30 protein-coding genes are annotated in these 24,851 nt (G+C 44.9%); 9 read left to right on the top strand and 21 right to left on the bottom strand.

Annotated features, from left to right (window positions below):
* Positions 1–39 precede the first annotated feature (39 nt).
* From AC6CHU_RS11565 to AC6CHU_RS11555, 3 genes are all read right to left on the bottom strand, one after another.
* Complete coding sequence (locus tag AC6CHU_RS11565) at positions 40–411, bottom strand: DUF423 domain-containing protein (protein WP_159863507.1); 372 nt, start codon at positions 409–411, stop codon at positions 40–42.
* Positions 412–437: 26 nt separating this feature from the next.
* Positions 438–713: a YwdI family protein gene (locus AC6CHU_RS11560; protein ID WP_159863508.1), complete on the bottom strand. Its 276-nt coding sequence runs from the start codon at positions 711–713 to the stop codon at positions 438–440.
* Positions 714–1,035: 322 nt separating this feature from the next.
* Entirely contained in the window at positions 1,036–1,713 is a 678-nt protein-coding gene (locus AC6CHU_RS11555) for a uracil-DNA glycosylase (RefSeq protein WP_159863509.1), read from the bottom strand.
* A 181-nt stretch (positions 1,714–1,894) separates the two neighbouring features.
* On the opposite strand from AC6CHU_RS11555, the gene AC6CHU_RS11550 reads away from it, so the two are divergent.
* Positions 1,895–2,224 carry a YflT domain-containing protein gene (locus AC6CHU_RS11550; RefSeq protein WP_159863510.1) on the top strand — a complete coding sequence of 110 codons (330 nt, stop codon included), beginning with the start codon at positions 1,895–1,897 and terminating at the stop codon, positions 2,222–2,224.
* A gap of 81 nt (positions 2,225–2,305) precedes the next feature.
* Here AC6CHU_RS11550 and AC6CHU_RS11545 read toward each other — a convergent pair whose 3' ends face one another.
* The 5 genes from AC6CHU_RS11545 to mobA form a co-directional block, all read right to left on the bottom strand.
* Positions 2,306–2,704: a hypothetical protein gene (locus AC6CHU_RS11545; protein ID WP_159863511.1), complete on the bottom strand. Its 399-nt coding sequence runs from the start codon at positions 2,702–2,704 to the stop codon at positions 2,306–2,308.
* A gap of 105 nt (positions 2,705–2,809) precedes the next feature.
* Positions 2,810–3,829 carry a thiazole biosynthesis adenylyltransferase ThiF gene (locus AC6CHU_RS11540; protein WP_159863512.1) on the bottom strand — a complete coding sequence of 340 codons (1,020 nt, stop codon included), beginning with the start codon at positions 3,827–3,829 and terminating at the stop codon, positions 2,810–2,812.
* Positions 3,830–3,858: 29 nt separating this feature from the next.
* Complete coding sequence (gene moaD / locus AC6CHU_RS11535) at positions 3,859–4,089, bottom strand: molybdopterin converting factor subunit 1 (RefSeq protein WP_159863513.1); 231 nt, start codon at positions 4,087–4,089, stop codon at positions 3,859–3,861.
* On the bottom strand, positions 4,082–4,546 hold the full coding sequence (locus AC6CHU_RS11530; RefSeq protein ID WP_159863514.1) for a molybdenum cofactor biosynthesis protein MoaE: 465 nt from the start codon (positions 4,544–4,546) through the stop codon (positions 4,082–4,084). The genes moaD and AC6CHU_RS11530 overlap by 8 nt, the downstream gene beginning before the upstream one ends.
* Before the next feature lie 60 nt (positions 4,547–4,606).
* On the bottom strand, positions 4,607–5,203 hold the full coding sequence (gene mobA, locus AC6CHU_RS11525) for a molybdenum cofactor guanylyltransferase (RefSeq protein WP_159863515.1): 597 nt from the start codon (positions 5,201–5,203) through the stop codon (positions 4,607–4,609).
* A 386-nt stretch (positions 5,204–5,589) separates the two neighbouring features.
* Between mobA and pdxK the strand changes: the two genes are divergently transcribed.
* The 3 genes from pdxK to bshB2 all read left to right on the top strand — a co-directional run bounded on the left by pdxK (position 5,590) and on the right by bshB2 (position 7,603).
* Positions 5,590–6,417: a pyridoxine/pyridoxal/pyridoxamine kinase gene (pdxK, locus tag AC6CHU_RS11520; RefSeq protein WP_159863516.1), complete on the top strand. Its 828-nt coding sequence runs from the start codon at positions 5,590–5,592 to the stop codon at positions 6,415–6,417.
* Between the two features lie 142 nt (positions 6,418–6,559).
* On the top strand, positions 6,560–6,907 hold the full coding sequence (locus tag AC6CHU_RS11515; protein WP_226618774.1) for a YojF family protein: 348 nt from the start codon (positions 6,560–6,562) through the stop codon (positions 6,905–6,907).
* A 30-nt stretch (positions 6,908–6,937) separates the two neighbouring features.
* Entirely contained in the window at positions 6,938–7,603 is a 666-nt protein-coding gene (gene bshB2 / locus AC6CHU_RS11510) for a bacillithiol biosynthesis deacetylase BshB2 (protein ID WP_498121685.1), read from the top strand.
* A 28-nt stretch (positions 7,604–7,631) separates the two neighbouring features.
* Here bshB2 and AC6CHU_RS11505 read toward each other — a convergent pair whose 3' ends face one another.
* Positions 7,632–8,066 (bottom strand): SRPBCC family protein, encoded by a 435-nt coding sequence (locus AC6CHU_RS11505; protein WP_498121683.1) that lies wholly within the window; start codon positions 8,064–8,066, stop codon positions 7,632–7,634.
* Positions 8,067–8,144: 78 nt separating this feature from the next.
* Positions 8,145–8,867: a Crp/Fnr family transcriptional regulator gene (locus AC6CHU_RS11500; RefSeq protein ID WP_498121681.1), complete on the bottom strand. Its 723-nt coding sequence runs from the start codon at positions 8,865–8,867 to the stop codon at positions 8,145–8,147.
* A gap of 237 nt (positions 8,868–9,104) precedes the next feature.
* Here AC6CHU_RS11500 and AC6CHU_RS11495 point away from each other — a divergent pair, with 237 nt between their 5' ends.
* The 3 genes from AC6CHU_RS11495 to AC6CHU_RS11485 all read left to right on the top strand — a co-directional run bounded on the left by AC6CHU_RS11495 (position 9,105) and on the right by AC6CHU_RS11485 (position 11,574).
* Complete coding sequence (locus tag AC6CHU_RS11495) at positions 9,105–9,824, top strand: ABC transporter ATP-binding protein (RefSeq protein WP_159863521.1); 720 nt, start codon at positions 9,105–9,107, stop codon at positions 9,822–9,824.
* 2 nt (positions 9,825–9,826) lie between these two features.
* On the top strand, positions 9,827–10,855 hold the full coding sequence (locus AC6CHU_RS11490) for an ABC transporter permease (protein WP_251283831.1): 1,029 nt from the start codon (positions 9,827–9,829) through the stop codon (positions 10,853–10,855).
* 68 nt (positions 10,856–10,923) lie between these two features.
* Positions 10,924–11,574: a TetR/AcrR family transcriptional regulator gene (locus tag AC6CHU_RS11485; RefSeq protein ID WP_251283832.1), complete on the top strand. Its 651-nt coding sequence runs from the start codon at positions 10,924–10,926 to the stop codon at positions 11,572–11,574.
* Positions 11,575–11,600: 26 nt separating this feature from the next.
* On the opposite strand, the gene AC6CHU_RS11480 is transcribed toward AC6CHU_RS11485, so the two are convergent.
* The 3 genes from AC6CHU_RS11480 to AC6CHU_RS11470 all read right to left on the bottom strand — a co-directional run bounded on the left by AC6CHU_RS11480 (position 11,601) and on the right by AC6CHU_RS11470 (position 14,318).
* Positions 11,601–12,686, bottom strand: coding sequence for a PQQ-dependent sugar dehydrogenase (locus AC6CHU_RS11480; RefSeq protein WP_498121679.1), 1,086 nt, complete (start codon positions 12,684–12,686; stop codon positions 11,601–11,603).
* Between the two features lie 24 nt (positions 12,687–12,710).
* Positions 12,711–13,568 (bottom strand): HAD family hydrolase, encoded by an 858-nt coding sequence (locus AC6CHU_RS11475; protein ID WP_159863525.1) that lies wholly within the window; start codon positions 13,566–13,568, stop codon positions 12,711–12,713.
* 90 nt (positions 13,569–13,658) lie between these two features.
* Positions 13,659–14,318, bottom strand: a complete 660-nt coding sequence (locus AC6CHU_RS11470) for a DNA alkylation repair protein (RefSeq protein WP_159863526.1) — start codon at positions 14,316–14,318, stop codon at positions 13,659–13,661.
* A 383-nt stretch (positions 14,319–14,701) separates the two neighbouring features.
* On the opposite strand from AC6CHU_RS11470, the gene AC6CHU_RS11465 reads away from it, so the two are divergent.
* The gene (locus AC6CHU_RS11465; protein WP_251283836.1) at positions 14,702–16,021 is read left to right on the top strand and encodes a short-chain fatty acid transporter; all 1,320 of its coding nucleotides are present in this window, start codon (positions 14,702–14,704) and stop codon (positions 16,019–16,021) included.
* Positions 16,022–16,102: 81 nt separating this feature from the next.
* Here AC6CHU_RS11465 and AC6CHU_RS11460 read toward each other — a convergent pair whose 3' ends face one another.
* The 4 genes from AC6CHU_RS11460 to AC6CHU_RS11445 form a co-directional block, all read right to left on the bottom strand.
* On the bottom strand, positions 16,103–16,306 hold the full coding sequence (locus AC6CHU_RS11460; RefSeq protein WP_341070742.1) for a hypothetical protein: 204 nt from the start codon (positions 16,304–16,306) through the stop codon (positions 16,103–16,105).
* Between the two features lie 66 nt (positions 16,307–16,372).
* Entirely contained in the window at positions 16,373–17,380 is a 1,008-nt protein-coding gene (locus AC6CHU_RS11455; protein ID WP_498121676.1) for an ABC transporter ATP-binding protein, read from the bottom strand.
* Positions 17,381–17,391: 11 nt separating this feature from the next.
* Positions 17,392–18,198 (bottom strand): ABC transporter permease, encoded by an 807-nt coding sequence (locus AC6CHU_RS11450; RefSeq protein ID WP_159863530.1) that lies wholly within the window; start codon positions 18,196–18,198, stop codon positions 17,392–17,394.
* A 3-nt stretch (positions 18,199–18,201) separates the two neighbouring features.
* Positions 18,202–18,960 (bottom strand): ABC transporter permease, encoded by a 759-nt coding sequence (locus AC6CHU_RS11445; protein ID WP_236566183.1) that lies wholly within the window; start codon positions 18,958–18,960, stop codon positions 18,202–18,204.
* 219 nt (positions 18,961–19,179) lie between these two features.
* On the opposite strand from AC6CHU_RS11445, the gene AC6CHU_RS11440 reads away from it, so the two are divergent.
* Positions 19,180–20,544 carry a YjiH family protein gene (locus AC6CHU_RS11440; RefSeq protein ID WP_159863532.1) on the top strand — a complete coding sequence of 455 codons (1,365 nt, stop codon included), beginning with the start codon at positions 19,180–19,182 and terminating at the stop codon, positions 20,542–20,544.
* Positions 20,545–20,587: 43 nt separating this feature from the next.
* On the opposite strand, the gene AC6CHU_RS11435 is transcribed toward AC6CHU_RS11440, so the two are convergent.
* From AC6CHU_RS11435 to AC6CHU_RS11420, 4 genes are all read right to left on the bottom strand, one after another.
* The gene (locus AC6CHU_RS11435) at positions 20,588–21,052 is read right to left on the bottom strand and encodes a hypothetical protein (RefSeq protein ID WP_159863533.1); all 465 of its coding nucleotides are present in this window, start codon (positions 21,050–21,052) and stop codon (positions 20,588–20,590) included.
* Between the two features lie 26 nt (positions 21,053–21,078).
* The gene (locus AC6CHU_RS11430) at positions 21,079–22,176 is read right to left on the bottom strand and encodes a PRK06851 family protein (protein ID WP_498121674.1); all 1,098 of its coding nucleotides are present in this window, start codon (positions 22,174–22,176) and stop codon (positions 21,079–21,081) included.
* A 243-nt stretch (positions 22,177–22,419) separates the two neighbouring features.
* Positions 22,420–22,896 (bottom strand): Cys-tRNA(Pro) deacylase, encoded by a 477-nt coding sequence (ybaK, locus tag AC6CHU_RS11425; RefSeq protein ID WP_251283841.1) that lies wholly within the window; start codon positions 22,894–22,896, stop codon positions 22,420–22,422.
* 115 nt (positions 22,897–23,011) lie between these two features.
* Positions 23,012–24,673: a glycoside hydrolase family 13 protein gene (locus tag AC6CHU_RS11420; RefSeq protein ID WP_251283842.1), complete on the bottom strand. Its 1,662-nt coding sequence runs from the start codon at positions 24,671–24,673 to the stop codon at positions 23,012–23,014.
* Between the last annotated feature and the right edge of the window lie 178 nt (positions 24,674–24,851).

The following is a 24,851-nucleotide window of genomic DNA, read 5'->3' as shown; positions in this document are numbered from 1 at the left end:
GAAAAAGGAGCTTTGACCCCAGGTCAAAGCTCCTTCCTTTTATAAATATTTTACTGCCGCAACGATCAGAAGCACCCAAGCTGCAAGGAAAGAGACTCCGCCTAGCGGTGTAATCGCCCCTAATACGCTGATTTTGGTTAAAGTCAGTACATATAAGCTTCCTGAAAAAAGGATAATGCCGATTACCATCAGCCAGCCTGACCAGGATAATAGAGATGTCGCCGGCAGCTTGCCAAGCAAAACACCAATAATCAAAAGGCCGGTTGCATGGAACATCTGGTAGGTGACACCCGTTTTCCATGTCTCCAGATACTTGGGCTCCACTCTTCCTTCAAGTCCATGAGCTCCGAACGCCCCCAATGCAACTGCTAAAAAGGCATTAATAGCCCCAATTATAATAAATAGCTTCATAGTCCCCTGCACCTCTTATCTCTTTATTAAAAATCGAATAATGAATCGCCATTTGCCTCATCATCCATCTGCATTTTCTTTGGCTGCAGATTCGCCGGCTGAGCTGTCGGCTGTGCACTGTATGTATGGCTAATAGACGAAACAGCAGCTGTATTTCCTGTATCCGACTCATCCAAAACCAGCTCGCATAATGACTTGATCGCCTGTACTCTTTCTCTGATTCTGGCGTCAGACGAGCTGCCTTTCGCTTCCAGCAATTCCTTCTCCATCTTCCCTAATAGCTTCTGAACAGAGATATTCACCCTCTACACCTCTTTCTGTAAAAAAGCGCAGCCGCCTGCGCAAATCGGCCAGTATAACCAGCATATAAAGTTTATCAGGTTTTCTTTTCAAAACGCAAACAGGGATGGCCGGAAGCCCTGAAAACTTCGAGAGCAGGCATGTGCCTTGTTTTAAACTGAAAGGCCCTGCAGCCTTTTGGGTGGTTACGGTCCCAGGTCACATAGAAATATTTGCACTTAAAACAATTGATTTTCTGTGAACTCATTTTCTTTCTCCCCAGAGCATATTTCGAGCACTTCCTGCATAAAACGGTATGTTTCACGTGAAACATGGCGAAACGTATCAGAGATTATGAATCTGCCAGTCAACCGGCTCTTCTCCAAGCTCATTTAAGATTTCATTCGTTCTCGAAAATGGCCTGCTCCCAAAGAACCCTTTCCTAGCCGAAAATGGGCTGGGATGGGGTGATTTGATGATAAAGTGTTTGGAAGCATCAATCAGCACTTCTTTTTCCTGTGCCGGTTTGCCCCATAATATAAAAATAACGGGCTGTTGACGCTCATTCAATTTTTGGATAACCGTGTCGGTGAACGTTTCCCACCCTTGTCCCTTATGCGAATGAGCCTGCCCTTTGCGGACAGTCAGAACGGTATTCAGGAGCAGCACCCCTTCTTTGGCCCATTTTAGCAGATAGCCATTATTGGGCACGCTGAAGCCCAGATCATCCTGCATTTCCTTGAATATATTTTTCAAGGAAGGAGGCAGTTTGACATCCGGCTGAACCGAAAAGCTTAATCCATGTGCCTGTCCCGGTCCGTGATAAGGATCCTGCCCCAATATGACTGCCTTTACATTTTTGTAAGCTGTATAGTTGAGCGCATTGAATATATCCTCCTGCTTCGGATAAATGGTCTGCTCCTCATATTCCTTTTTCAAAAATTCACGAAGATGAAGATAATAGGGTTTCTCGAACTCCTCTGCCAAAATCTCCTGCCAGTCATTTCTTAATATACGCTTCATCCGCCGACTCCTCCTCCTCTTATTTGAACTGTTATTCTCATACCCATTGGCTATCATGACATAATCTATCATTCTTGCATATATGTTTAAAATATCTCACAGCGGATATGTAATAAATAGAACGGGCAGGAAGAGCTGCCCTTAAAATAAATTTTCAATTCTTTTAAGGAGGATGTTAAATATGTATAAAATTGAAATTGTCGAAAATGGTGTACAAGCTACTGATGCGATTGATATGCTGCAAAGCCAGGGGTTCAACAAGGGAAACATCTATATTTTTGCACATGACAAGGATCGTTCCGAGCACCTTTCTGACGCGACAGATACAGGCGAAATCGGCATGAAGGAACAGGGATTATTCGATTCTGTCGGCAACGTTTTTAAAAAGCGCGGAGATGAGCTTCGTTCAAAATTTGAATCCGTTGGGTTATCAACGGTAGAAGCAGAACAATATGAAAAAGTATTGGATGAAGGCAAGCTGGTCATTGTGGGTACAGATGAAGTGAAATAATAAGAAAAGCGGAGGCGCCGTGTGAACCGGCGCTGAACCAGCAAAAAAGCGATGAATTTTTTCATCGCTTTTTTGCTGCACTTAAAACATCCAAACCCATAATCCTATAAGCAGAACCGGGTAAAGCACATACCACCACACTCTGGTGATATTGACCTTTGACAGGATGAAAAATACCAGTTCCGGCAAAACAAGCAGACCTAACTGAAGCCAGATAAAGGTATAGAAATGCTCAGGCGCAATCATGCCATTCCCTGTCGCCCAATCCCCGCTATTAAACAGAAAATAGAAGAAATTCAGGAAAGGGAGAATGATAGCGAAAAGAATCCGGCTGATATGAACAATCAGATCCGCAGGACGCTTGTTTTTATACAGGGGCGTAACCGGCATGATAAAACTATATAAAATCATCACAAACCCCATAAAATTAACCAGCAGCTGATCGAATAAATACCCGAAAAAATACATAAATGTAATCATTGTTAACCTCTTTTGCCCTTGTTGTCTTTATTTTACAGAAAAGGCAGAGGGTAATATAAGATAAATAAGCACTAGTTTTCTACCTCTTGCTTAAAGCTTCTCGCATTACCCCATAATCCGCTGATAAATGGATTTCGCCTGCGCTAAGTCCTTAGTGCCATGGATCAAGGCCCGTCCGTCCTTAAAAAGGACCATACGCTGCCCCTCCATGTCGACGGAAAGCAGATATGGATTGCCTTTCACCTGATATCCGAGTGATTTCAGCTGCCCGGCAATTTCCGTGAACTCCATTTCCAGTTCTTGCGGAGGACGGATCTGAACGGTGTCTCTCCCGCAGAGAACGGTGGATTTCATCATGTTTTCCGGCTGCAGGTATGGATAGGTCCGTTCTGTTCCGCAGGATAAGCAGCCTTCATCCTTCGCTTTTGACACCTTCATGCTTGTGTACTGATTTCTCCATAAATCAAAGCTGACCATGGCAGTCCTGACGGCGTCCCAGTCCTCAGCCAGAATCTTCAGTGCCTCTGCCGCCTGGTGGGCGACAACCATTTGCACAGCAGGCGCAATTATCCCGCCGGTGTCACAGGTCATCCCCTGGATCGGGATTTTTTTCAATAAGCAATTCATGCATGGCGTTTTCCCTGGAATGATGGTCATGCTCATGCCAAAGCTGCCGACACAGGCTCCATAAATCCATGGAATATTATATTTCTGGGAGATATCATTGATGGCCATTCTCGTTTCAAAGTTGTCGGTTGAATCGAGGATCAGATCCACCCCTTCAATAAGCTCCTCCAGCTTTTCCGGAGTAGCATCGCCAATGATCGGAGTGATCTCAACCTCACTATTAATCTGTTTCAGCCGTTTTTCAGCAGCGGCCGCTTTCGGCATTTTTTCAGCTGCATCGCTTTCGGCAAAAAGCTGCTGGCGCTGCAGATTGCTTTCCTCGACATAATCGCGGTCAATAATTGTCAGTTTGCCGGTACCGGCACGCGCCATTAATTCCGCATTTCCCGATCCAAGAGCACCGGCACCGATGATCAGCACATGCTTAGAGCGGATTTTTTCCTGCCCTGCTTTTCCAATGGGCGCAAACAAGGTCTGGCGTGAATACCTTTCAGACAATAGGGCCCCTCCTCTCTATAAAAGCTGCGTCATCCGCCGCTGACTGGAGGGATAAAAGCAACCGTATCTCCATTCTGAATCATTTCATCATCTGAAGCGAATTCCTCGTTCACGGCTGCCATAACGGAATCAAGCTTCAGCTCAAATTCTTCCTCAAGCAGCTGTTTCAGTTCAGCGATTGTTTTGCCGCTGACATCCCTTGTTAATGAATCTTCTCCAACGCGATCCTTTAAATGGGCAAAAAACATAATATTATTCATTTAAATCATCATCCTCCGGTTTTCCTTTTGGATATGACACTGTTTCCAGCTGGTTGCCGATCCACTCTTCGCCGTCTTCCCAATGTTCCTTTTTCCAGATCGGAACAATTTCTTTTATTCGTTCAATCGCATAGCGGTTGGCTTCATACGCATCGGCACGATGAGGAGTGGAAACGGCAATGACCACCGCTACATCGGTAATATCGAGCTTGCCTGTGCGGTGGGTAATCGCCACTTCTGCCCCGTTCCAGCGTTCTTTTATCTCAGTTCCAATCTGTTCCAGCTTTTTCACAGCCATTGACTCGTATGCTTCATAGACTAGGTAAAGTGTTTTTTTGCCGTGAGTCAGCTCGCGGACTGTTCCGATGAAGGTCGTAATCGCCCCCGCTTCCCGCTGGACCACTTTATCAATCACACTTTGAATATCGATCGGTTCTTTAGATATTGCAAAATTCATGCGGTCACCTCGTTTTATTTGATTTTGACATATTCCGAACTTGAATGGAAATCGCAGTTCTTATTCTGGGTCGGCCATTTTCAGTGCCTGCCAGTATTCTTCAGGATGATTCATGTTAAAAAAGTGAGCGTCTTTATAGTCGATCCCCCTCTTCTTAAGTTCATCATCTCTTATAATTTTACTATCGATATCTTTTAGAAATTGGCGGATCCTCAGCTTATTCTCTCTCAAGGCCCGGTCCGCTGCTTTTGCCGCATCCTTCCTGTATGCGGCAAAAAGCGGATGAAGCTGCCCCTCAATTTCAGGTACGGCTGCCTGATGCTGATCCAGCTGTTCAAGAAGATGGCCGGCAAGCTCCCCTGATATAAACGGCATGTCACATGCCACAATCAGATTGCTTTGTGTCCCGGACTTTGACAGGCCGGCATGAATTCCCCCAAGCGGTCCCTTCTCTTTCCATTGGTCACTCACAATGGGATGGCCAAGGAACTGGTACTCTTCCAGGTTATTGGCTACGACAATGACATCAGGCATGATAGAAGACAGCTGCTCAGCAATGCGCTCAATGACCGGTTTGCCCCCTATTTTCAGAAGAGCTTTATTTTCTCCCATCCGGCTTGAATGGCCTCCAGCTAAAATGATGCCTGTCCTGCTCATTTTCTCACCGACTTTCGATATTTCTTATCATTATTTTACATTTTACCATCAATTCGGGTCTGTTTCTTTTAAGAAGACTGGTATTCTATGGAGATTTTGTTTCAGAATTTGAATTTATGTGCGGATAGAACCTTTTATGTGCGGATAAGTGTGATTTATGTGCGCATAACGAAGTTTTTGTGCGGATAAGTACATTTTATGTGCGCATAGCGCTATTTCTGTGCGGATTCCCCAATTTTTTTTGCTCATAGCCATATTCCCTGCGTTCAGGGATAACTGATGTATATTGGGTTACCTTAAGGCTATCTGCAGTCCGTTATAGTTTTTCCCCTTTTCAATTATTGTTATAATTAGACAAAGATATCCAGCAAGGAGGAATTAGGCATATGACTATGAAAAAAGTAATGACCATCGCAGGTTCCGATACGAGCGGCGGCGCCGGCATTCAGGCGGACCTTAAGACATTCCAGGAGCTTGGCGTTTACGGGATGACTGCACTGACGACAATCGTGACAATGGATCCGAAAAACAACTGGAGCCACAATGTGTTTCCGATTTCTGCAGACATTCTGGAAACTCAGATCGAAACGATTGTATCAACAGGAATCGATGCGATGAAAACAGGCATGCTCGGTTCTGAAGAAGTGATTAAGATTGCTGCAAAGACCATTAAAGAAAACAGCCTGGATCATGTTGTCATCGACCCGGTCATGGTGTGCAAGGGCGAAGATGAGCCGATTCATCCTGAATTGAATGAAGCATTAAGAGAGCTCCTTGTCCCTCTTGCAACAGTGGTTACACCAAACCTGTTTGAAGCATGGCAGCTGGCTAAAACCGGTCCGATTAAAACGGTTGAAGACATGAAGGAAGCAGCTGTTAAGATTCATGAACTTGGAGCGAAGTATGTATTAATCAAGGGCGGCAGCAAGCTTCAGCACGAAAAAGCCGTCGACCTTCTCTATGATGGACAAGAGTTCACTCTTTATGAAAGCGAACGCGTGGAAACGACTTACACGCATGGCGCAGGCTGCACCTACTCTTCTGCCATCACAGCTGAAATTGCAAAAGGCAAGCCTGTCAAAGAAGCAGTTCAGACTGCGAAAGACTTCATTACGGCGGCCATCAATCATGGCTTCCAATTAAATGAGTATGTAGGCCCGACCATGCCGGGTGCATATCGCAAATATGGCGCAGGCCATACGGAATCAGAATAAGGCTGAGGAACAGAGTCCAATGGGGCTCTGTTTTTTTGGACAATGTCGAGGTTATATCTTCTAAACTGAGATTACTTTTTCGCTTTTCATTTACTTTTTTAGTAAGATAAACACAAAGATAACATGAAAGGGGGACTATAAAATGGAACCAGCAGTAAAGGAACATGTTCAAAAAGAGATCGACCGCCTTGCCGGGAAAGAGGTCTTTATTCATCTGGAAACAACGAATGGAGCATATGCCTCCCATTTTGATGAAACCTTCTTTTCTTCAGGCGCCTATATCCGCAATGCCCAATTGGTTTATGAACATGGAAAAGTCACTGGCAAAGGCCCTTACCGGGTTGGTTTGAAAATGAATTTTGGCTGGGTGTATGCTGAAGGAATTACCCACTTTGAAGTGGATGAAGAAAACAGGCTCCTTCTGGCCGGCCATGATTTCAGCGGCAAGCTGGCAGTCGCCCTGCAAATTAGTGAAACTCCTTTTGAATAAGAGGAATGAAAGGAAAGGAGCACGACCATGATGGAAAAGGAAAGACATGTACTCGTCATCTTCCCTCATCCGGATGATGAAGCATTTGGCGTATCAGGAACGATTTCCTTACATATCGATAATGGCACACCCGTCACTTATGCATGCCTGACGCTTGGGGAAATGGGACGCAATATGGGAAATCCCCCTTTTGCCACCAGAGAAACCCTACCAAAAATCCGCAAAGAGGAGCTGGAGGAAGCAGCCAGGGTTCTGGGCATTCAAGATTTAAGGATGCTGGGCTACCGGGATAAAACCGTCGAATTTGAAGATGAGGAGATGCTCGCAAACAGGCTCGGAGCCATCATCGGCGAAACGAACCCATCCCTCATCATTACGTTCTACCCAGGATACGCTGTGCACCCTGACCATGACGCGACAGGGGCCGCTGTCATCCGTGCGGTAAAAGAGCTGCCTGCTGATAAACGTCCGAAGGTTCACTGTGTCGCCTTCTCCAATAACTGTGAGGAAGAAATCGGCAAGGCCGATGTGGTCATTGATGTCAGTGCAGTAATCGATCGGAAAATTGCAGCCATTAAGGCACATGCCTCCCAGACACAGCTGATGGCAGCAAACATGGAAGAAAGCATAAAAAAACAGGATCCGGAAGTACTGGCAAGAATGTATAAAGAGCGCTTTTGGACTTATAAAATATAGAAAAAAGGGAGCCTCTCGCTCCCTTTTGTTATTTCTCCATCATTTCCTTCAAATACTGAAGCTGGCTTCCGTCTTCCCGCTTCACAATATTCACGATAAAACGCTTCGTTAATCTGGCAACAAGCCCGCTGGTTTTGACGGTTGCTTCCATCTCCACCTGGGTTCCTTCTTCTATTTCATGAAAATCATATTTATATTCAGTTATCAGTCCATTGGCATTGCTGCGGATGGTATAAGTTCTGTCCTGTTCAAAAACAATGATCTCTACATCCGCGGTGATCTTCTTCCCTCTGACCATGCGTGTTTCAACAAACTTTGTTCCTTCTCCGGTCGCACCCTCGGTCTGTTTTTCCATTTTCACGACAAACGGCATCAGTTCAGAGACGTTTTCCATTTTAATCATATAATCAAATACTTCATGTACAGGTTTATTGATAATCTCACTCGAACGAAAATCAGCCATGCTTTGCACCTCAGAGTCCATAAGTCTATGACTCTATTATATAACAAAAAAGCAGGCTGGAGTAAAGGCAGCATTCCCCTACAGCTTCTGGCGGTAAAGGGAGCAAAATTTGCACCAGTCCACAATAACGATTTTCCTGCCTGTAATTTCGATAATTCCTTCTTTCTTCAGCCTGGAAAAGACGCGGCTGACACTTTCCCGGGAGGTTCCAACAAGGGTGGAAAATTCCTGGACGGTTATCGGAAGCTTCAGATGCATCTGGTTGCAGTAGTTGGCACCGAATTTTTCCGCGAGCCTTTCCAAGGTCCGGACTGTTTTCGTATACACATCAAGCAGTGCAATATCCCTCATAATGGAGGTCATATCACGCAGAGATTCACTCATATAGCGGATAATCTGCACAGCCATTTCAGGCGAATACAGCAGCTCCTGCTCCAGTTCATCGGTATTCAGAAAATAGATTTCTCCATCCTGCACCATGGTGCCGGTCGCTGGATAAGTATGTCCCTTCTGGTTAAAAAGGTTGGCTTCAGCAAAAATCTCGCCTTTTTTCTTTATGCAGACAATCAGCTCATTTCCATGTTCATCCTGCTTCGTCAGCTTCACAATGCCGGAGTGAACAAAGTAAACACCTTTGGCCACCTCATATTCAGACATAATTCTTTCGCCTTTTAAATATGCTTTCTTAATAATTCGATTATCAATCCGCTCTAGGGATTCACTGGGGAGCTCTTTAAAAATGTCAATCTTGCCTAAAAATTCGTTGATTAACGGTTTATGATCCTGCTTTTCATATTCCATTCCCATCCCCCGCTTTTACCATTCTTATGAACTACTTTAGCTAATTAGGGATTGGGATGAAGTGACGCAACTCACAAATGCATTACGTTCTTTTATTAATGAGTGATTACTCACTTTACAGGCAAACAGGGAATGATTTATGATAATAGTGAGTGATTACTCACTTTACAGGCAAACAGGGAATGATTTATGATAATAGTGAGTGATTACTCACTTTTAATAAAAAGGAGTGAACAAATGAATAATTCAATCGTCTCCATTCAACATGTATCCAAGAAGTACGGAAAGCAACAGGTTTTAAATGATATCCGCCTTGAGATTTATGAAGGTGAGATTTTCGGCCTGCTCGGCCCGTCGGGAGCAGGCAAGACGACGCTTGTAAAACAGCTGGCAGGCCTGGAGGAGCCAACACAGGGAGAAAATTATATTTTCAGCGAAAAAATGCCCAGACTTGATTTGATCAAACGAATCGGCTACATGGCACAATCCGATGCGCTGTACACTGACTTGACAGCAAAGGAAAATCTGGATTTCTTTGCAGCGCTGTATGGGCTAAGCCGCAAAGAAAAAAGGCAGCGGATGAATGAGGTGATGGAACTGGTTTCATTAACAGACCACATGCATAAAAAGGTTTCCGACTATTCAGGGGGAATGAAGAGAAGACTTTCCCTTGCCATTTCTCTCTTGCATAGTCCTGGCCTCCTTATTCTCGATGAACCTACTGTTGGAATTGATCCCGTTCTAAGAAAAAACATCTGGGAGTCTTTTAGAAGCCTGAAGGAGAAAGGGACCACCATCCTGGTGACAACCCATGTCATGGATGAAGCTGCAAAGTGCGACAGGCTGGGCATGATCAGGGACGGACAGCTCATTGCAGCAGGAACACCTGAAGAATTAATGCTGCAAACCAGCGCTGCCACTATAGAAGATGCCTTCCTGGCATATGGAGGTGCTTAACATTGAGGATTATGGCTCTGATTATTCGAATACTGCGCCAGATTGTAAGAGATAAACGGACGATGGCTCTATTGATCTTCGCCCCGATCCTAGTTATGAGCATGCTTCATTTAGTATTTAACGGGGATGAATATAAGCCAAAAATCGGCATTGTGAACCTGCCTGAAAAAATAGAGGCTCAGCTTAACTTGGAAAATGCCAAACTCGAACACTATGAAACAGAGAAGCAGGCGAAAAAGGATTTATCAGCCAGTAAGCTCGATGCATATCTGATGTTTGATCAAATGCCGCCGTCAGTCGTTCTCGAAGGCAGCGATCCAAGTGTAAACGGAGCTGTTATGAGATGGGTTCAGGGTGCAGTGAAGCCCCTGCAGCCTAATGGCGGGAATCAGGAAATAAAAACCGAATATATATTCGGCTCCGAGGATATGGGGCAGTTTGATTACTTCGGACCAGTATTGCTTGGATTCTTTGTCTTTTTCTTTGTATTTTTGATTGCCGGGGTATCCTTCTTAAGGGAAAGAACAACCGGAACACTCGAACGGCTTTTGACCAGCCCGCTCCGCAAATGGGAAATTGTTGCGGGATATATCATGGGATTTGGAATTTTCACGATGATCCAAGCAGCCATCATTGCCTGGTATGCAATCTATGTGCTCGGCATGATGATGGAAGGTTCGTTTGGATATGTTCTTCTGATCACACTGCTCCTATCACTGACAGCATTGACTCTGGGAATCCTGCTGTCTTCGTTTGCCAGCAATGAGCTGCAAATGATTCAGTTTATTCCGCTTGTTGTGGTTCCACAGATCTTTTTCTCAGGGTTATTCAATCTGGAAACCATATCAGAGTGGCTCAGCTGGATCGGCCCTGTTACTCCCCTGTATTACGCGGCAGACGCACTAAAGAATGTAATGGTGAGAGGCTTTGGATGGGATATGATTTATAAAGATCTGCTGATGCTGGTCGCTTTCTCCCTGCTCTTTATGATGCTGAATATCGCTGCACTAAGACGGTACCGGAAAATATAAAATTTCTTTTTACAAATTCATTCCTTTATAATAAGACTATAGATTTTGGACGTATAAAGGAGTTTACCATGCCAGAGCAGGATTCCATTTTAGAAGAGTTATTTCAGGAAGAAGATAAACTGACAGAGAAGCAGAAAAAAATTATCGTGGCTGCGATTGAATCGTTTTCCGAAAAAGGCTATGCAGCCACTTCGACAAGCGAGATCGCCAAAAAGGCAGGAGTAGCCGAAGGAACCATCTTCAGGCACTATAAAACCAAAAAGGATTTGCTGATGGGAATCATATCGCCGATGATGGCAAAACTGATTGCTCCATTCGTCATTAAAGATTTGTATAAAGTCATCCATCATCAATATGAACACTTTGAAGATTTTTTAAGAGCCATGATGGCAAACCGGATTGAGTTTGCTAAAAAGAATATGCCTCTTATTAAGATCCTGATCCAGGAAATCCCGTTCCACCCCGAACTGAAGGAACAGTTTAAAGAGCATATTGGCAGGAAGGTATTCGACCGTTTTGCCAATTTGGCTGAACACTATCAGAAAAAAGGCCAGATCATTGAGATTCCGCCCTACAGTGCCGTCCGCATGACCTTTACCTCGATATTTGGTTTTCTCGTCGTCAGGTATTTAGTTTTGCCTGAAGCCGAATGGGATGATGAAAAAGAAATCGAGCGGACCATACAATTCATCATGCATGGACTTTCAGCCAAAGACTAAAGCCTGGCACACCTGCCAGGCTTTTTTTATATATCCGAAAGCTGAATTTTATAAAGCTTGTCATCCTTCTGCAGCGGATTGCCGCGTCCGTCTGTATTGTTGCTGATAAAATAAAGCACATCCCCTTCAATGAAGACATCGCGGATCCTGCCTAAGTTAGACACGATCTTTTTGACATCCTTTGTTTCCAGATCAAACTCCAGAACGGCACTTCCCCTTAAGGCGGCAACATATAGCCTGCCTTGATAATAGTCCATCCCGGAAGGAGCCCAGGTTTCGTTATCTCCTGAGGTAAACAGCGGCAATTCCATGCCTTCCTTCTTCTCGGTCCCTTTTATAACGGGCCACCCGTAATTTTCCCCTGGAAGGATCCTATTGATTTCATCATTGGCAGATGGGCCGTGCTCACTTTCATATAATGTCCCATCCTCAGCCCAGGCAAGCCCCTGCGGATTGCGGTGGCCATAGCTATAAACATAAGAGCCGCTGAACGGATTATCCTCCGGCACACTGCCATCGAGATTTATTCGGAGTATTTTCCCTCCAAGGGAATTCACATCCTGGGCAATTTCCGGATTAGCGGCAGCATCGCCTGCAGTCGCATAAAGCTTTCCGTCAGGTCCTATTTCAAGCCGGCCGCCGTGGTGGAACTGCCCGCTCGGGATTTGATCGAGCAAAAGCCTCTCTTCTTTCCACGTTCCATCCTGAAGCCGGAGGGTTACTATACGGTTAAACTGTCCTGAGGTGTTTTCATAGGTGTAATAGGCATACGCTTCATTTGATTGCAAAAAATCGGGAGCCAGCACAAAGCCGAGCAAGCCGGCTTCAGAAGCTGTAGACAGCTTTTTCTCAAGCTCCACCTTTTGGCGTTCTTTCCTGCCGTCCGCCACTTCTACAATACTTCCCTGTCTTTCCGTCATATAAAAGGTTTCGCCCGTTTTGGCAATGGACCAGGGAATATCGAGCTCATCTGCGAGTACCTCCGGCTCTGCACCAGCAGGCAGACTGGCCACCTGATCCTCGACCTGCTTCCTGCTATCATCCTCCCCTGCACTTGAGCACCCGGCCACAAGGCCCAACACGAACAGCCCTAAACCTAACACCTTTTTCATCGAGCCTTCTGCCTCCTCGAAATTCTACTTCAGTACTTCCCAGATTGCCTCGGCTACACCGCTTTCTTCATTTGCGGATGTTACTGCATCACACTGCGCTTTAATGATGTCATCGGCATTTCCCATGGCAACTGATCTTCCTGCACGTTTGAACATGGACAAATCATTATAATTATCGCCAATGGCCATCGTTTCCAAAAGCGAGATTCCTTTTTCTTTTACAAAAGCTTCAAGGGCAATACCCTTTTGGGCGTTCACACTTGTCAGCTCAAGATTCTCATCCCCTGATGAGCTTACGGCCATGCCTTCAAGCTTAAGCAGGTCTTCTTTAGCAGAAACAAGAAAATCCGGTTCAAAGGAAAAAGCCAGCAGCTTGTAGATTTGATGCTCTTCACTGTTGAATAGCTCATCATAGCTGTTCACTTTACGGACAAGCCCTTTTGTAAAGCGCTCTTCCGCTGCTTTGGTTACTTCATCAATATCCGCTTCAGGATTCCCGCTTAAAAAGATATCGACGATAATGGACACACCGCGGTCTTCATCAATGGTATATGTACCCTGGTTGGTGTATACCTCGAAATAAACATTGTTCTTAACAAGGATATAAGCTGCCTTTTTGGCAAGGTCCTTATCAAGCGGATTGGAGGATACGACCTTTCCATCTGAGGCTCTCACTTCTGCCCCGTTTGCACAAATAATGGGACAGGAAATGCCGGCTTCATCGAGAACAAAGCTTGCTTCGAAGTAGGAGCGGCCTGTCGCTATGACCACTTCAACTCCTTTTTCCTGTGCAGCTTTAATGGCTTCTATATTTTCAGGTGTGACTTTTTGTGTGGCGGTTAAAAGCGTTCCGTCCATATCACTGGCAATGCATTTAATCATTAGATTCACCTTCTGGCTGTAGTATTTTTTCTGAAAAACTTATCTGCCATTCTATCATGTTCTTTCCGTTAGGTTAAATAATTGCTCTTCTTAGACATACTTACTGCCTTCCCTGACACTCAATTTAGCAAGTGTGTTTGATTCAATAAACCTCTTAACGGACTCGGGATTTGTTTTCGAGTATTCCCTAAGAGCCCAGCCAATGGCTTTTTGAATGAAGAATTCTTTGCTGTCATTATTCAGGAGGATGTAGCGGTATAGCAGCTCTTCATCTGTGCTGGCTTTGTATTTCAGCTGAAAGAGGATAGCCGTTCGGCGAAGCCACATATTTTCACTGGTCGCCCATCCCTCTATTTTTTCGGGGATGACCTCCGGATTTTTGGCTGCAATGGCACCTACTGCATGGCTGGCCAGCATGTCAACCGTATCCCACCAGGATTTTGCTGTAATCAGCTTTTCGATTAATGACAGATGGCTTTTGTCCAATTTCCTGGTGTACTTCCCTATGTAATCTAGGGCAGCAGCCTGGTATTCACGCTCGTCCATGTCCCATAAGGTCTTCACAAACTGCGGATTAAATTCCTGCTTCAGGAGCCCTGTTTTATTAAAATATTCCTTTAACAAAACTCTTCTTTCAGGTGACTTGATCCCGAGGAAGGGAAAGTGGTTTTTCATATAGTTTTGCATGGGGACCGCTTTTTCTGTGTCCCGGTTTTCTTCAAAAAGCTCGATTAATAGTTGGATATTCATAAATGCACTCCTTCTTGTCGAAAGCGGGTTTATGTCATCATGTTCCGGTTATGCTTATTCCGTTTTCGTATAGCTCTTCCACTTTTATTTAATTCCATTTTATAGAGTTTTATCTGTACTTTACAAATTCAGTGAGTGATTAGAAAAAAACGGGGCTGGTTCGGACTCTAATTGGCAGGTTTCTGCTTTTTGTGTCCGAAGTTGGACCCGGTTCGGACTCTAACTTCCGCTTTCCCCCTAAATGTGTCCGAAATCCCATTGGATCCATCACTATAGCCCCGTTTTCCAATCCCCAGACAAGTATTATTTCAGAAAAGAAGGAATAAACTGAATTTTAAAGAAAGTATATTAAGTCAAAGAAAAAATCTTTAGGGGGTTGCAGCATGAGGGTACTGGTATCTTTCTTTAACCGCATTATGCAGCGGTATTTGCCGGATCCATTTTTATTTGTCATTATCCTAACTTTTGCAGTTTTTGGTTTGGGCTTAATTTTTACAGATAATGGACCTTACCAGATGGTCCAGCATTGGGGAAATGGGTTCTGGGGCCTTTTGAGTTTTTCCATGCAAATGGTGCTGGTCTTAGTTACAGGGCACGTGTTGGCCAGCAGTACGATCTTTAAAAAGGGGTTAGGTGCTTTGGCATCATTAGCCAAGTCACCCGGCCAGGCTATTCTGATAGTGTCATTCGTGTCCATGATTGCCAGCTTAATTAACTGGGGATTCGGTCTCGTGATCGGCGCTTTATTTGCGAAAGAGCTTGCCAAAAAAGTGAAAAATGTGGATTACCGCCTGTTAATTGCAAGCGCTTACGCAGGCTTCGTTGTCTGGCACGGGGGAATTTCCGGATCGATTCCATTGACGATCGCGACTCCCGGCCATTTCTCTGAGGATATGATAGGCGTCATTTCTACAGACCAGACGATTTTCGCCGGCTTTAATATCTTTATTGTGATTGCACTTTTACTGGTTTTGCCCTTTGTAAACCGCTTTATGATGCCGTCAAAAGAGGAAACGGTTGTGGTGGATCCCGTTCTTCTTCAAGACGACATTCAGGCAGCGACGCTTGAAAAAGGGGCGTTGACTCCAGCTGAACGCCTGGAAAATAGCCGCCTTATTTCCATGCTTGCAGGGATTCTTGGACTAGTTTTCTTATTTTATTATTTCGCAGCAAATGGCTTTAAGCTCAATCTTGATATTGTGAACTTCTTGTTCTTGTTCCTCGGCATTCTTTTCCATGGAACGCCTAAGCAGTTTCTCGAAGCGGTTCTGAATGCGGTAAAAGGAGCAAGCGGCATCATTATCCAGTTCCCGTTCTATGCCGGAATTATGGGGATGATGACTGCCTCAGGGCTGGCTGCAGTGATGTCCGAAGCCTTTGTCAGCATTTCCAATGATTACACGTTCCATTTCTTCGCCTTCTTAAGCGCAGGGGTTGTGAACTTCTTCGTTCCTTCAGGGGGAGGCCAGTGGGCTGTTCAGGCTCCGATTATGCTTGAAGCGGCTCAGTCAATGGGTGCTTCCATTCCCAAAACGGCCATGGCGGTCGCATGGGGTGATGCCTGGACCAACTTAATTCAGCCTTTCTGGGCGCTGCCGGCACTCGCCATTGCAGGGTTAAAAGCGAAAGACATCATGGGATTCTGCGTCCTGACTCTCCTGGTCAGCGGTGTGATCATTTCCGCGGGATTTTTATTTTTCTAAAAGGAAGAGAGCATGGCATCCGCCATGCTCTCTTATTATGGACACCTGCCTCATCAGATGGGCAGGACCCTCAAGCTTATTTTATGACATTCCATTATGATGATCGTTTTTCATATTATGCATATTGGATTCCATATTGGCTCTCTCTGACTCAGACACATGCTTTTCGTTTTCCTCAGGATTAAAATCATCTATTCCATGCTTTTTATGCCACCAGTCCACAAACATTCCTGCTCCCAGTAATACGGCACAAAAGCCCAGCAAATATAGAATCAATATGATCACCTCACTCTATTATATCGGATTTTCAGAAAATATTGATATATTAACCAAGCCTATTTTTCTATGATGCTACACTTTAACAGTCTCCGGCAGATCCTGATAGCCCTCCTGATAAATGCGGCTGATAATCGATTCGATGGCAGGCTCTTCCACTGTCAGATCTTTGATATTATGTGTTTCGGTAATTTGTGCAATGAGGCCTGAGGCTGACATTTCATCACGGTTAAATCGGATCCAGAAGCGGCTTGCTTCTTTTTTAAACACCTCTCCCCCCTTAAGCCTGAGGCTGTGGGATGATTCCTCCAGGTCCACGATGAGTGTCCTCGTTTTGCCGAAACGCTCTTTGACGACTGCAATTTCCCCATCATACACCTTTTGCCCATGGTCGATGAGGATCATCCGCTCACAGAGCTTCTCAATATCCTCCATATCATGGGTAGTTAAAATAACGGTAATATTACGCTCCAGATTGATCTCCTTTATAAAAGTCCTCATCTTTTCCTTTGCGACGACATCCAGGCCAATCGTCGGCTCATCCAGAAACAGAATGGGCGGGTCATGCAGCAGGGACGCGGCAATGTCAGCCCTCATTCTTTGTCCTAGAGAGAGCTGGCGGACCGGTGTGTTCAGGAATTCATCGAGTCCTAATATCTCGGTAAAAGTGTCCATATTTTTCTTATACCGTTTATTCGAAACCCGATAAATTTCCTTCAGCAGTTCAAACGATTCTATTGTAGGAAGATCCCACCAGAGCTGTGTCCTCTGCCCAAAGACCACTCCGATATTCTTGGCATTTTCCTGCCTGTTTTCATAGGGAATGATGCCATTTACCTTTACACACCCTGAAGTGGGGACTAGAATGCCCGTCAGCATTTTGATGGTGGTGGATTTTCCGGCGCCATTCGGTCCGATATAGCCGACCATTTCCCCTTCATTGATCGAAAAGCTGATGTTTTTTACAGCTTCTTTTTTTATATGCTCTCTTTTTACGAGGCTCTTTACTGCGCCAAGGAAGCCTGTCTCCCGCTTGGCGATCATAAAGTCCTTCATTAAATGCTCCACCTCTATAGCCGGCATTTCCAGCCCTCCTATGAACCTGTACTTTTATATCGCTTTAAACCCAGCATCCAAACCCAATAAGCAATGGTAAAAAAGACGATGCCGACAAGCGGCGAATAATACCCGATAGTCTCCGGGAAAAAAGGCGTTTCTTTTTCGAGGATGACAGCGGCGGGAAAATAGTTCACAAAACCGAATGGAATCACAAAAGCTGTAAACCATTGGACGACTTTCGGATAAATGACCAGAGGGTAATTGGTCAGATTCCGGGCCGGATACATGGCCACCCAGTAAAATTGCTCTGATTTCGTCGTCCAGAATGCGAGGGCAGATATCATGACAAGAAGGCCGCCCTGGATGAGGATGCCCCCAATCACAGATAACAGCAGAAACAAACTTTTTCCGATGGTCCAAGCCAGCTGCAGCTCAAAGCTGACCCATATAAAGATGCCGATGCTGAAGATGAACTGGCCAAAAGAGGCAACATCAAACTTCATCGCCATGAAATGAAAAAACGGATTGATCGGCCTGACAAGAAAGCGGTCAAATGTGCCATTTAGAATATAGGTGTCCAGCCCCCTGAAATGAAAAAAGAGAATGATGCAGAACCCCCAGGATAAAACAGCGACTGCAAATAGAAACAGCATCTCGTAAAAGGTCCATGAGCCGAGTTCCTGAAACTGGTATAGCATAATCCACATTGTGACAGCGGTGCCTGTATAGGAAGTAATGAGGCCGACAATCCTCATGACAAAGGCAAACCGGTACTGCAGCTGGGCCCTCACCCCTGCTGAAATAAGCTTAAAATACAAATCAAAATATTTGGCGATACTCACACTTTATCCCCCCTGCACCACTACTTTTTGGGATGCTCGATTCCAGACAAACCTTAACAGCAAATAACTCGCTGCAGCCCAAAATAATTGGACACCCAGGGAAAGCAGAATCTCCGTTCCAGAGATTTTTCCTATAAAAATGGCATTGGGAATGTAATAGATTCCCTGAAAGGGCAGGTAAAGCGCCATCGTTCCCAGCCAGCCCGGGAAAAACCACAGCGGAATGACAGAGCCTGACAGAAGTGACATGGCGAAGTAAAAGACATCGACAATGCCCCCCGTTTCAACAAGAAAAAAAGAAAGCAGCCCAAAGGACATTTCAATGCAATAACGGATCAGAAATCCAATAAAGGCTGATACGATGAATAGAGCCCAGGTCCCCCAGCCTGAAGGGAGTGTCAGATCCATAAAAATGAACATGACGGTATATAAAGGGAGAAGCGCAGTCATTATGTAAAAGGCGACACTGCCAAAATCAGCAAAAAGGTAGCGGAGCGGCACATCGAAGGGCCTCATTAATTCCAGGGAAATATCGCCTGTCCGGACCTTCTCCTGAATTTCCCACAGCGGAGTTCCCGCCCCATTTACTCCCGTTAAAAATTGGCTGACCACAATATATGTCAGCATGGACTCAAAGCTGACTCCGCCTGCCTCTTCCCTTCCGGCATATAAGGCAGTCCAGATTGAACCCCACATCAGCAGAAAAATGAGGTTTGAGCCGAGCCGTGACCATACATCAAACCGATAAACGGCTGATCTCAAAAAGGCCTTCTTTGTGAAAGTCCAATATAGCCGAAACCTGAACATCCGCACACCAGCTTTTTGATTTTTTTGATTATTTCATATTTTAACATAATATGGGAGGCAAAAAATAAGAAGTTTAAAAAGAAGGAAAACGGTGGAATTTAAGAGAAAGAATTGGCTTTTTCAGTGGTTATGAATTAAAATTACATATGGTTTATAAATATAAGAAAAAGGTGAATGATATTGATTGATGCATCCAGAAAGAAGCATTCTTCTTCCGACCTGATAAAATTTCTCATACCGTCTTTAATTGGAATCAGCTTATTCATGGTTCCAATCAAATATCAGGGGGATATTACGATTCCCATCGCCATTTTTTCAGGCTGGATTCAAAACCTGCTTACAGACTATCTCCCTGAAATTATGGCCTTTATTATTGTAATTACACTATTAGGCACGCTGCTTGCGAAATTTGCCAAGCCTGCTTTCATAGAGAAAAGCCCTTTTTTCAAAAACTTATTTGATGTTCCATATATCTGGGCCGCAGCGAGATTTATAGGCGCTGTTTTTGCTGTAATCACCCTATTTCAGCTCGGGCCTGAACAGATCTGGTCTGAAAACACGGGCGGACTTCTCTTAAATGACCTTCTGCCGATTCTGTTTTCGGTCTTTTTATTTGCTGGGCTGTTTCTGCCATTGTTATTAAACTTTGGATTGCTTGAATTCTTCGGCTCACTTTTAACCAAAATCATGCGTCCTGTATTCAAGCTGCCTGGAAGGTCATCAATTGACTGTGTAGCTTCCTGGCTAGGTGACGGGACCATCGGTGTTCTTCTGACTAGCAAGCAGTATGAGGAAGGCTATTATACAAAAAGGGAAGCGGCCATTATTGGGACGACCTTTTCTGTTGTATCCATTACCTTCAGCCTTGTGGTTATTTCACAGGTGAATCTTGGCCATATGTTTGTGCCCTTTTATCTGACCATCACAGCAGCAGGTTTCATTTGCGCCATTATCAGCCCGAGAATCTGGCCTCTGTCAAGAAAGCCTGATACGTATTATAACGGCCAGGAAACGGAGCTTGATGAAAGCATTCCTGAAGGATACACTCCATTCAGCTGGGGGCTTAAGCAGGGCTTAGAAAAGGCACGCACCAATCACAGTCTGAAAGCCTTCTTCCAGGATGGCGCCAAAAACATTCTGGATATGTGGATGGGTGTAGCTCCGATCGTCATGGCTATGGGAACCTTAGCTCTGATTGTTGCCGAATACACGCCGGTTTTCACTTTTCTGGGAATGCCGTTCATTCCGCTGCTTGAATTGATGCAGGTGCCGGAAGCAAGAGCCGCTTCTGAAACACTTGTGGTCGGGTTTGCCGATATGTTCCTGCCATCCGTGATCGGAGCAGGCATCGAAAGCGAAATGACCCGATTTATTGTGGCTGCTGTATCTGTCACCCAGCTGATTTATATGTCAGAGGTCGGCGGACTTCTGCTTGGCTCCAAAATACCTGTATCTTTCTGGGATCTTGTTATTATCTTTATACAGCGTACGCTTATTACGCTTCCGGTGATTGTACTTGCTGCTCATTTTCTTTTTTAACATACGGAAAGAGGTATCCTTTTGCGGGATACCTCTCTTTTGTTTAAAAGCATTGAAAGGATCGAATTCTCCTCAAGTCTGTTCCGTAATACGTCCAGCGCCAGGTTCTCCAGCGCCAGCCCGCTACAGAAGTCCTGCCGACAAAAGTCGGGAAAAACCAGAAGCTGTTTCCGTTTTGCAGCCATACAAAGGTATTGCGGAATAAGCAGCCTCTTATGGCTCCAGGATCAATAGCAAACGTGCTGACCTGCTGCATTTGAGGTGTGAAGCTTGGCGGAGGAGAAGATGGCGGTCCATCCTGTCCTCCAGGGCCGCCTCCGCCTCCCGGGAAACCTGGCGGCGGTCCCGGAGGTCCAAATCCTGGCCCTCCTGGCGGAAATCCGGGAAGATTAAATGTCGGAAGCCCCGGAATGCTAATCCCGCCTCCTGATCCCCCGCCTGGGAAAATGCGGCCATGTTCATTGTGGTCATACATATATGGATAAAACGGATAGTTTGAATAATCCATCTCGATACTCCCTTCGAATCTCTGATTTAGACCTTCTCTGCAATCATCAGCAGCTCAGAGCGGACCTGGTCTTTAATCCGGTCAACCACTGAAAAATCCATAGCATTTACATAGATATTCTCGAGTGTGTCCCTCTGGGTTTTTGCCCGTGCCAGATAAGATATGGCTTCGGTCATTTTATTTTTATAACGGGTGCTGATATCCTTTATCTGTTCAGCGTAAATTTCATCCGTGCCTGAGTTGATTGTAATTTCGTACATATCTACAATTTCATCCCCATCACGATCAGGGAAATATTCATGCGGGGCCGTGCTGTCAAAAATAGCGAGGCCCAGTTCGCGTACAATGATCATATCCAGGCTGTGCGGATCAAAGCCGCAATGATAAATTTCAATATCAAATCCACGGCTCTCAGCTTCTGCTGCCAGCTTCTTCAGCATGGTTGACTTCCCTGAACCCGGACGCCCTTTTATAAAGTACCTTTTTTGAATATTCTCCGTAAGATTTGGCACAAAATCCACCGCTCCGATTGGAGTGGCTGCCCCTAAATAACGATGTTTCACAGTTGGTGTTTTATTTAATTTTGTATTTCCGTAAAAAGTGGAAATGAGCTTCTTCGTCAGTTCATCCGCCTTCTGGAAATTCATATTTTCTATATAGATTTCTTCCCATTCATCATGAATCCTCAATGCTTCGGCAAATGTGTCATATGCCGCTGCAAAGGAATTGCTGATCTGGCCTGACAGTGTCGTGATTTCATCTTTACTCGCAGCCAGTGCCCTTGAATCCCAGGCTTCTCCGAGATTGATATATTCCTCTACCGCGCCAGGTGCTTTTGGTTCGATTACATGCGGCGCTGTTCCATCGACAATGCCTGCTTTTAAAGAAGGAATGATGACGCCATCGAGAGATTGACTGTCAGATGAGCAATAAATATATTCCAGGTCATAGCCTTTTTCAGACAGTTCCGTCCCGATTGCTTTCATCAGGGATGATTTGCCTGTTCCCGGTCCGCCTTTTAAAATAAACAAACGGTCAAGCCCTGCCAGGTTTGATTCGAATAAATTGTGGAACCCCCGGGCCGTATTCCCGCCGGCGAAGTATTTTAATATTTTCCCAGCCACTCCTACACTTCCTTTCGAAATGCATTTTCACCTTACAGTATGCAAATGGGGCCGAATGGGTGAAAGCCTATTTAGAAAAGCGGAAGCGCCTTGCCCACGAATGAACGCAGACTAAGAATGCCAGTCATGTGGCAACGCCTGCATACCCCCTTGAGGGGTTAGGTGCTGCAGCTGGACAATTATGACGTTCAAATTTTTTCATAAAAAAGTGCTGAATCAGGTGATTCAGCACTCTTGCTTCAATTATTTAATTAAATCAGTCAGCTCAGCACCAATGGCCATCTGCAGGTCTTCCACTTTGAGCTCCATCTGCATGCCAATTTTGCCGCCGCTGACTATGATCAGATCAAGCTCTTGCGCCTTTGCGTCAATGAAAGAGGGATACTGCTTTTTCATTCCTACCGGTGAGCAGCCGCCGCGGATATAGCCGGTCAGCTTCTGGATATCTTTGACCGGGATCATTTCCACTTTCTTTTCTCCTGCAGCTTTCGCGGCCTTTTTCAGGTCGAGCTCCTCTGTCACAGGAATAATGTACACGAAGACCTGCTTGCTGACGCCCTGGGCGACCAATGTTTTATACACGGCTTTAGCATCTCTGCCGATTTTCTCTGCAACCGAAACACCATCAATCTTCCCGTCCTGGCTGTCATATGTAATCAATTCATAAAAGACCTTCTGAGCATCGAGCATGCGCATCGCATTTGTTTTACCCTTTGCCATTGCCTGCGCCTCCATTGTTAATTTTCCTCATTTTAACATTTTTAGCCTGTTTTAAAAAGGTACAGAAATAAGAACAGCAGGATTCCTCAAAAAGAGAATCCTGCTGACAGTTCAATTATTTCAATCGGTACACACGGGCTTCATATGGCTTAAGTGTAAATGAATCCATATCATTATGGGTTTCAACCGGATAGTTATTCAATAAAAGCTGATCAAAGGATAGTGTAAATTCAGCTTCAAAAGACGCTTCCTCTGTAGAAAGATTAGTAATCACAACTGCCTTGTCATCATCAGAGGTACGGGTATAGGCATAGATCTGCGGATCTTCTTCCAGCAGTAAATCATATTGGCCATAGGTAAAGACCTCATTTTCCTTCTTTAATCGGATCATTTTTTTATAGAAAGAAAGGATAGAATCCCCGTCCTGCGATTGGACCTCCACATTGATCTCCTTATAGTTCGGATTGACCTTCATCCACGGCTGGCCTGTTGTAAATCCTGCATTAGTTTTAGAGGACCACTGCATTGGCGTACGGCTGTTGTCACGGGAAGAAGCCCAGATGATGTCCATGATGTCCTGATGGGAGTTGCCTTCCTCTTTCTTCAGGCGGTACAGATTTTTCACGGCGACGTCATCATAATCATCTATGGATGGGAATTGGACATTGGTCATGCCGATTTCCTGTCCCTGATAAATGAATGGCGTCCCCTGCATCAGGAAGTACATAGAACCCATGGCCGTTGCGCTTTGCTGCCAGTATTCTTCATCATTCCCCCATGTAGATACGACGCGCGGCTTATCATGGTTCTCGATGAATAACGCGTTCCATCCGTCCGCTTCCAGGCCTTTCTGCCAGCGGGTCAGAACCTTTTTCAGCTCGACAATATCAACCTCAGGGTTTGTCTCCGCGTCCCAAAGACCAAGGTGCTCAAATTGGAAAATCATATCCATTTTACCCTGTTCTTCACCGACCCACAGATCAGCTTCATCCACGGTCACACCGTTGGCTTCGCCGACTGTCATTACATCATAGTTCGCATAGGTGCGGTCTTTAAATTCCTTTAAGTACTCGTGGATGCCTTCCTGATTCATATGCATGTCGAAGGAAGACACATACTTTTTCTTCTTCGGATTTGGCATATCAGGCAGGCCGGCACGCTTTTTAATATGACTGATAGCATCAATGCGGAACCCGTCAATTCCTTTATCCAGCCACCAGTTCACGGTATCATACAAGGCCTCGCGGACCTCTTTATTTTCCCAATTTAAATCAGGCTGCTTCGTTGAAAAAACATGAAGGTAATACTGTTCCGTCTTCTCATCGTATTCCCAAGCCGATCCGCCGAAAATACTTTCCCAGTTATTTGGCTCCTGGCCATTCTTGCCATCTCTCCAAATATACCAGTCTCTCTTCTCTTTCTCTTTGGAGGACCTGGATTCAATGAACCACGGATGCTCATCACTAGTATGGTTCAGGACAAGATCCAGGATCAGCTTCATATCGCGCTTATGGACTTCATCCATCAGCTGATTGAAATCCTCCATGGTGCCGAAGTCCTCCATGATATCCTGGTAATCTGAAATATCATAGCCATTATCGTCATTAGGAGATTTGTACATTGGGCAAATCCAGATCACATCAATGCCTAACCCTTTAATATAATCCAGCCGCTGAATAATACCCTGAAGATCGCCAATTCCATCTCCGTTCGAATCCTGGAAACTGCGGGGATAAATTTGATATCCTACTGCCTCTTTCCACCAAACCTTTTTCATGTTAACACCCTCATTATATATAATATAATCATCCTTTTGATGCGCAAACGTTTGCATTAAGTTGCATAAAAAAAGCTGCCTGCTTTTAAGCATTTGCATACTGCTACAGTAAGTGTAACGCTTACAATCCATTTTTTCAATACCCTAAATGAATTAAAACAGCCGCAGCTGGCAGTGC

The organism is Cytobacillus sp. GQ23 (assembly GCF_059758675.1).
Note: the sequence above shows the minus strand (reverse complement) of the source record. Positions and strands in the feature narration are given on the sequence as shown.

Coding starts and splice junctions, on each gene's coding strand:
- AC6CHU_RS11565 (WP_159863507.1), bottom strand. CDS start 411: ATGAAGCTATTTATTATAATTGGGGCTATTAATGCCTTTTTAGCAGTT.
- AC6CHU_RS11555 (WP_159863509.1), bottom strand. CDS start 1,713: ATGAAGCGTATATTAAGAAATGACTGGCAGGAGATTTTGGCAGAGGAG.
- AC6CHU_RS11550 (WP_159863510.1), top strand. CDS start 1,895: ATGTATAAAATTGAAATTGTCGAAAATGGTGTACAAGCTACTGATGCG.
- AC6CHU_RS11545 (WP_159863511.1), bottom strand. CDS start 2,704: ATGATTACATTTATGTATTTTTTCGGGTATTTATTCGATCAGCTGCTG.
- moaD (WP_159863513.1), bottom strand. CDS start 4,089: ATGAATAATATTATGTTTTTTGCCCATTTAAAGGATCGCGTTGGAGAA.
- AC6CHU_RS11530 (WP_159863514.1), bottom strand. CDS start 4,546: ATGAATTTTGCAATATCTAAAGAACCGATCGATATTCAAAGTGTGATT.
- mobA (WP_159863515.1), bottom strand. CDS start 5,203: ATGAGCAGGACAGGCATCATTTTAGCTGGAGGCCATTCAAGCCGGATG.
- pdxK (WP_159863516.1), top strand. CDS start 5,590: ATGACTATGAAAAAAGTAATGACCATCGCAGGTTCCGATACGAGCGGC.
- AC6CHU_RS11515 (WP_226618774.1), top strand. CDS start 6,560: ATGGAACCAGCAGTAAAGGAACATGTTCAAAAAGAGATCGACCGCCTT.
- bshB2 (WP_498121685.1), top strand. CDS start 6,938: ATGGAAAAGGAAAGACATGTACTCGTCATCTTCCCTCATCCGGATGAT.
- AC6CHU_RS11505 (WP_498121683.1), bottom strand. CDS start 8,066: ATGGCTGATTTTCGTTCGAGTGAGATTATCAATAAACCTGTACATGAA.
- AC6CHU_RS11500 (WP_498121681.1), bottom strand. CDS start 8,867: ATGGAATATGAAAAGCAGGATCATAAACCGTTAATCAACGAATTTTTA.
- AC6CHU_RS11495 (WP_159863521.1), top strand. CDS start 9,105: ATGAATAATTCAATCGTCTCCATTCAACATGTATCCAAGAAGTACGGA.
- AC6CHU_RS11485 (WP_251283832.1), top strand. CDS start 10,924: ATGCCAGAGCAGGATTCCATTTTAGAAGAGTTATTTCAGGAAGAAGAT.
- AC6CHU_RS11480 (WP_498121679.1), bottom strand. CDS start 12,686: ATGAAAAAGGTGTTAGGTTTAGGGCTGTTCGTGTTGGGCCTTGTGGCC.
- AC6CHU_RS11475 (WP_159863525.1), bottom strand. CDS start 13,568: ATGATTAAATGCATTGCCAGTGATATGGACGGAACGCTTTTAACCGCC.
- AC6CHU_RS11470 (WP_159863526.1), bottom strand. CDS start 14,318: ATGAATATCCAACTATTAATCGAGCTTTTTGAAGAAAACCGGGACACA.
- AC6CHU_RS11465 (WP_251283836.1), top strand. CDS start 14,702: ATGAGGGTACTGGTATCTTTCTTTAACCGCATTATGCAGCGGTATTTG.
- AC6CHU_RS11455 (WP_498121676.1), bottom strand. CDS start 17,380: ATGCCGGCTATAGAGGTGGAGCATTTAATGAAGGACTTTATGATCGCC.
- AC6CHU_RS11440 (WP_159863532.1), top strand. CDS start 19,180: ATGATATTGATTGATGCATCCAGAAAGAAGCATTCTTCTTCCGACCTG.
- AC6CHU_RS11435 (WP_159863533.1), bottom strand. CDS start 21,052: ATGGATTATTCAAACTATCCGTTTTATCCATATATGTATGACCACAAT.
- ybaK (WP_251283841.1), bottom strand. CDS start 22,896: ATGGCAAAGGGTAAAACAAATGCGATGCGCATGCTCGATGCTCAGAAG.
- AC6CHU_RS11420 (WP_251283842.1), bottom strand. CDS start 24,673: ATGAAAAAGGTTTGGTGGAAAGAGGCAGTAGGATATCAAATTTATCCC.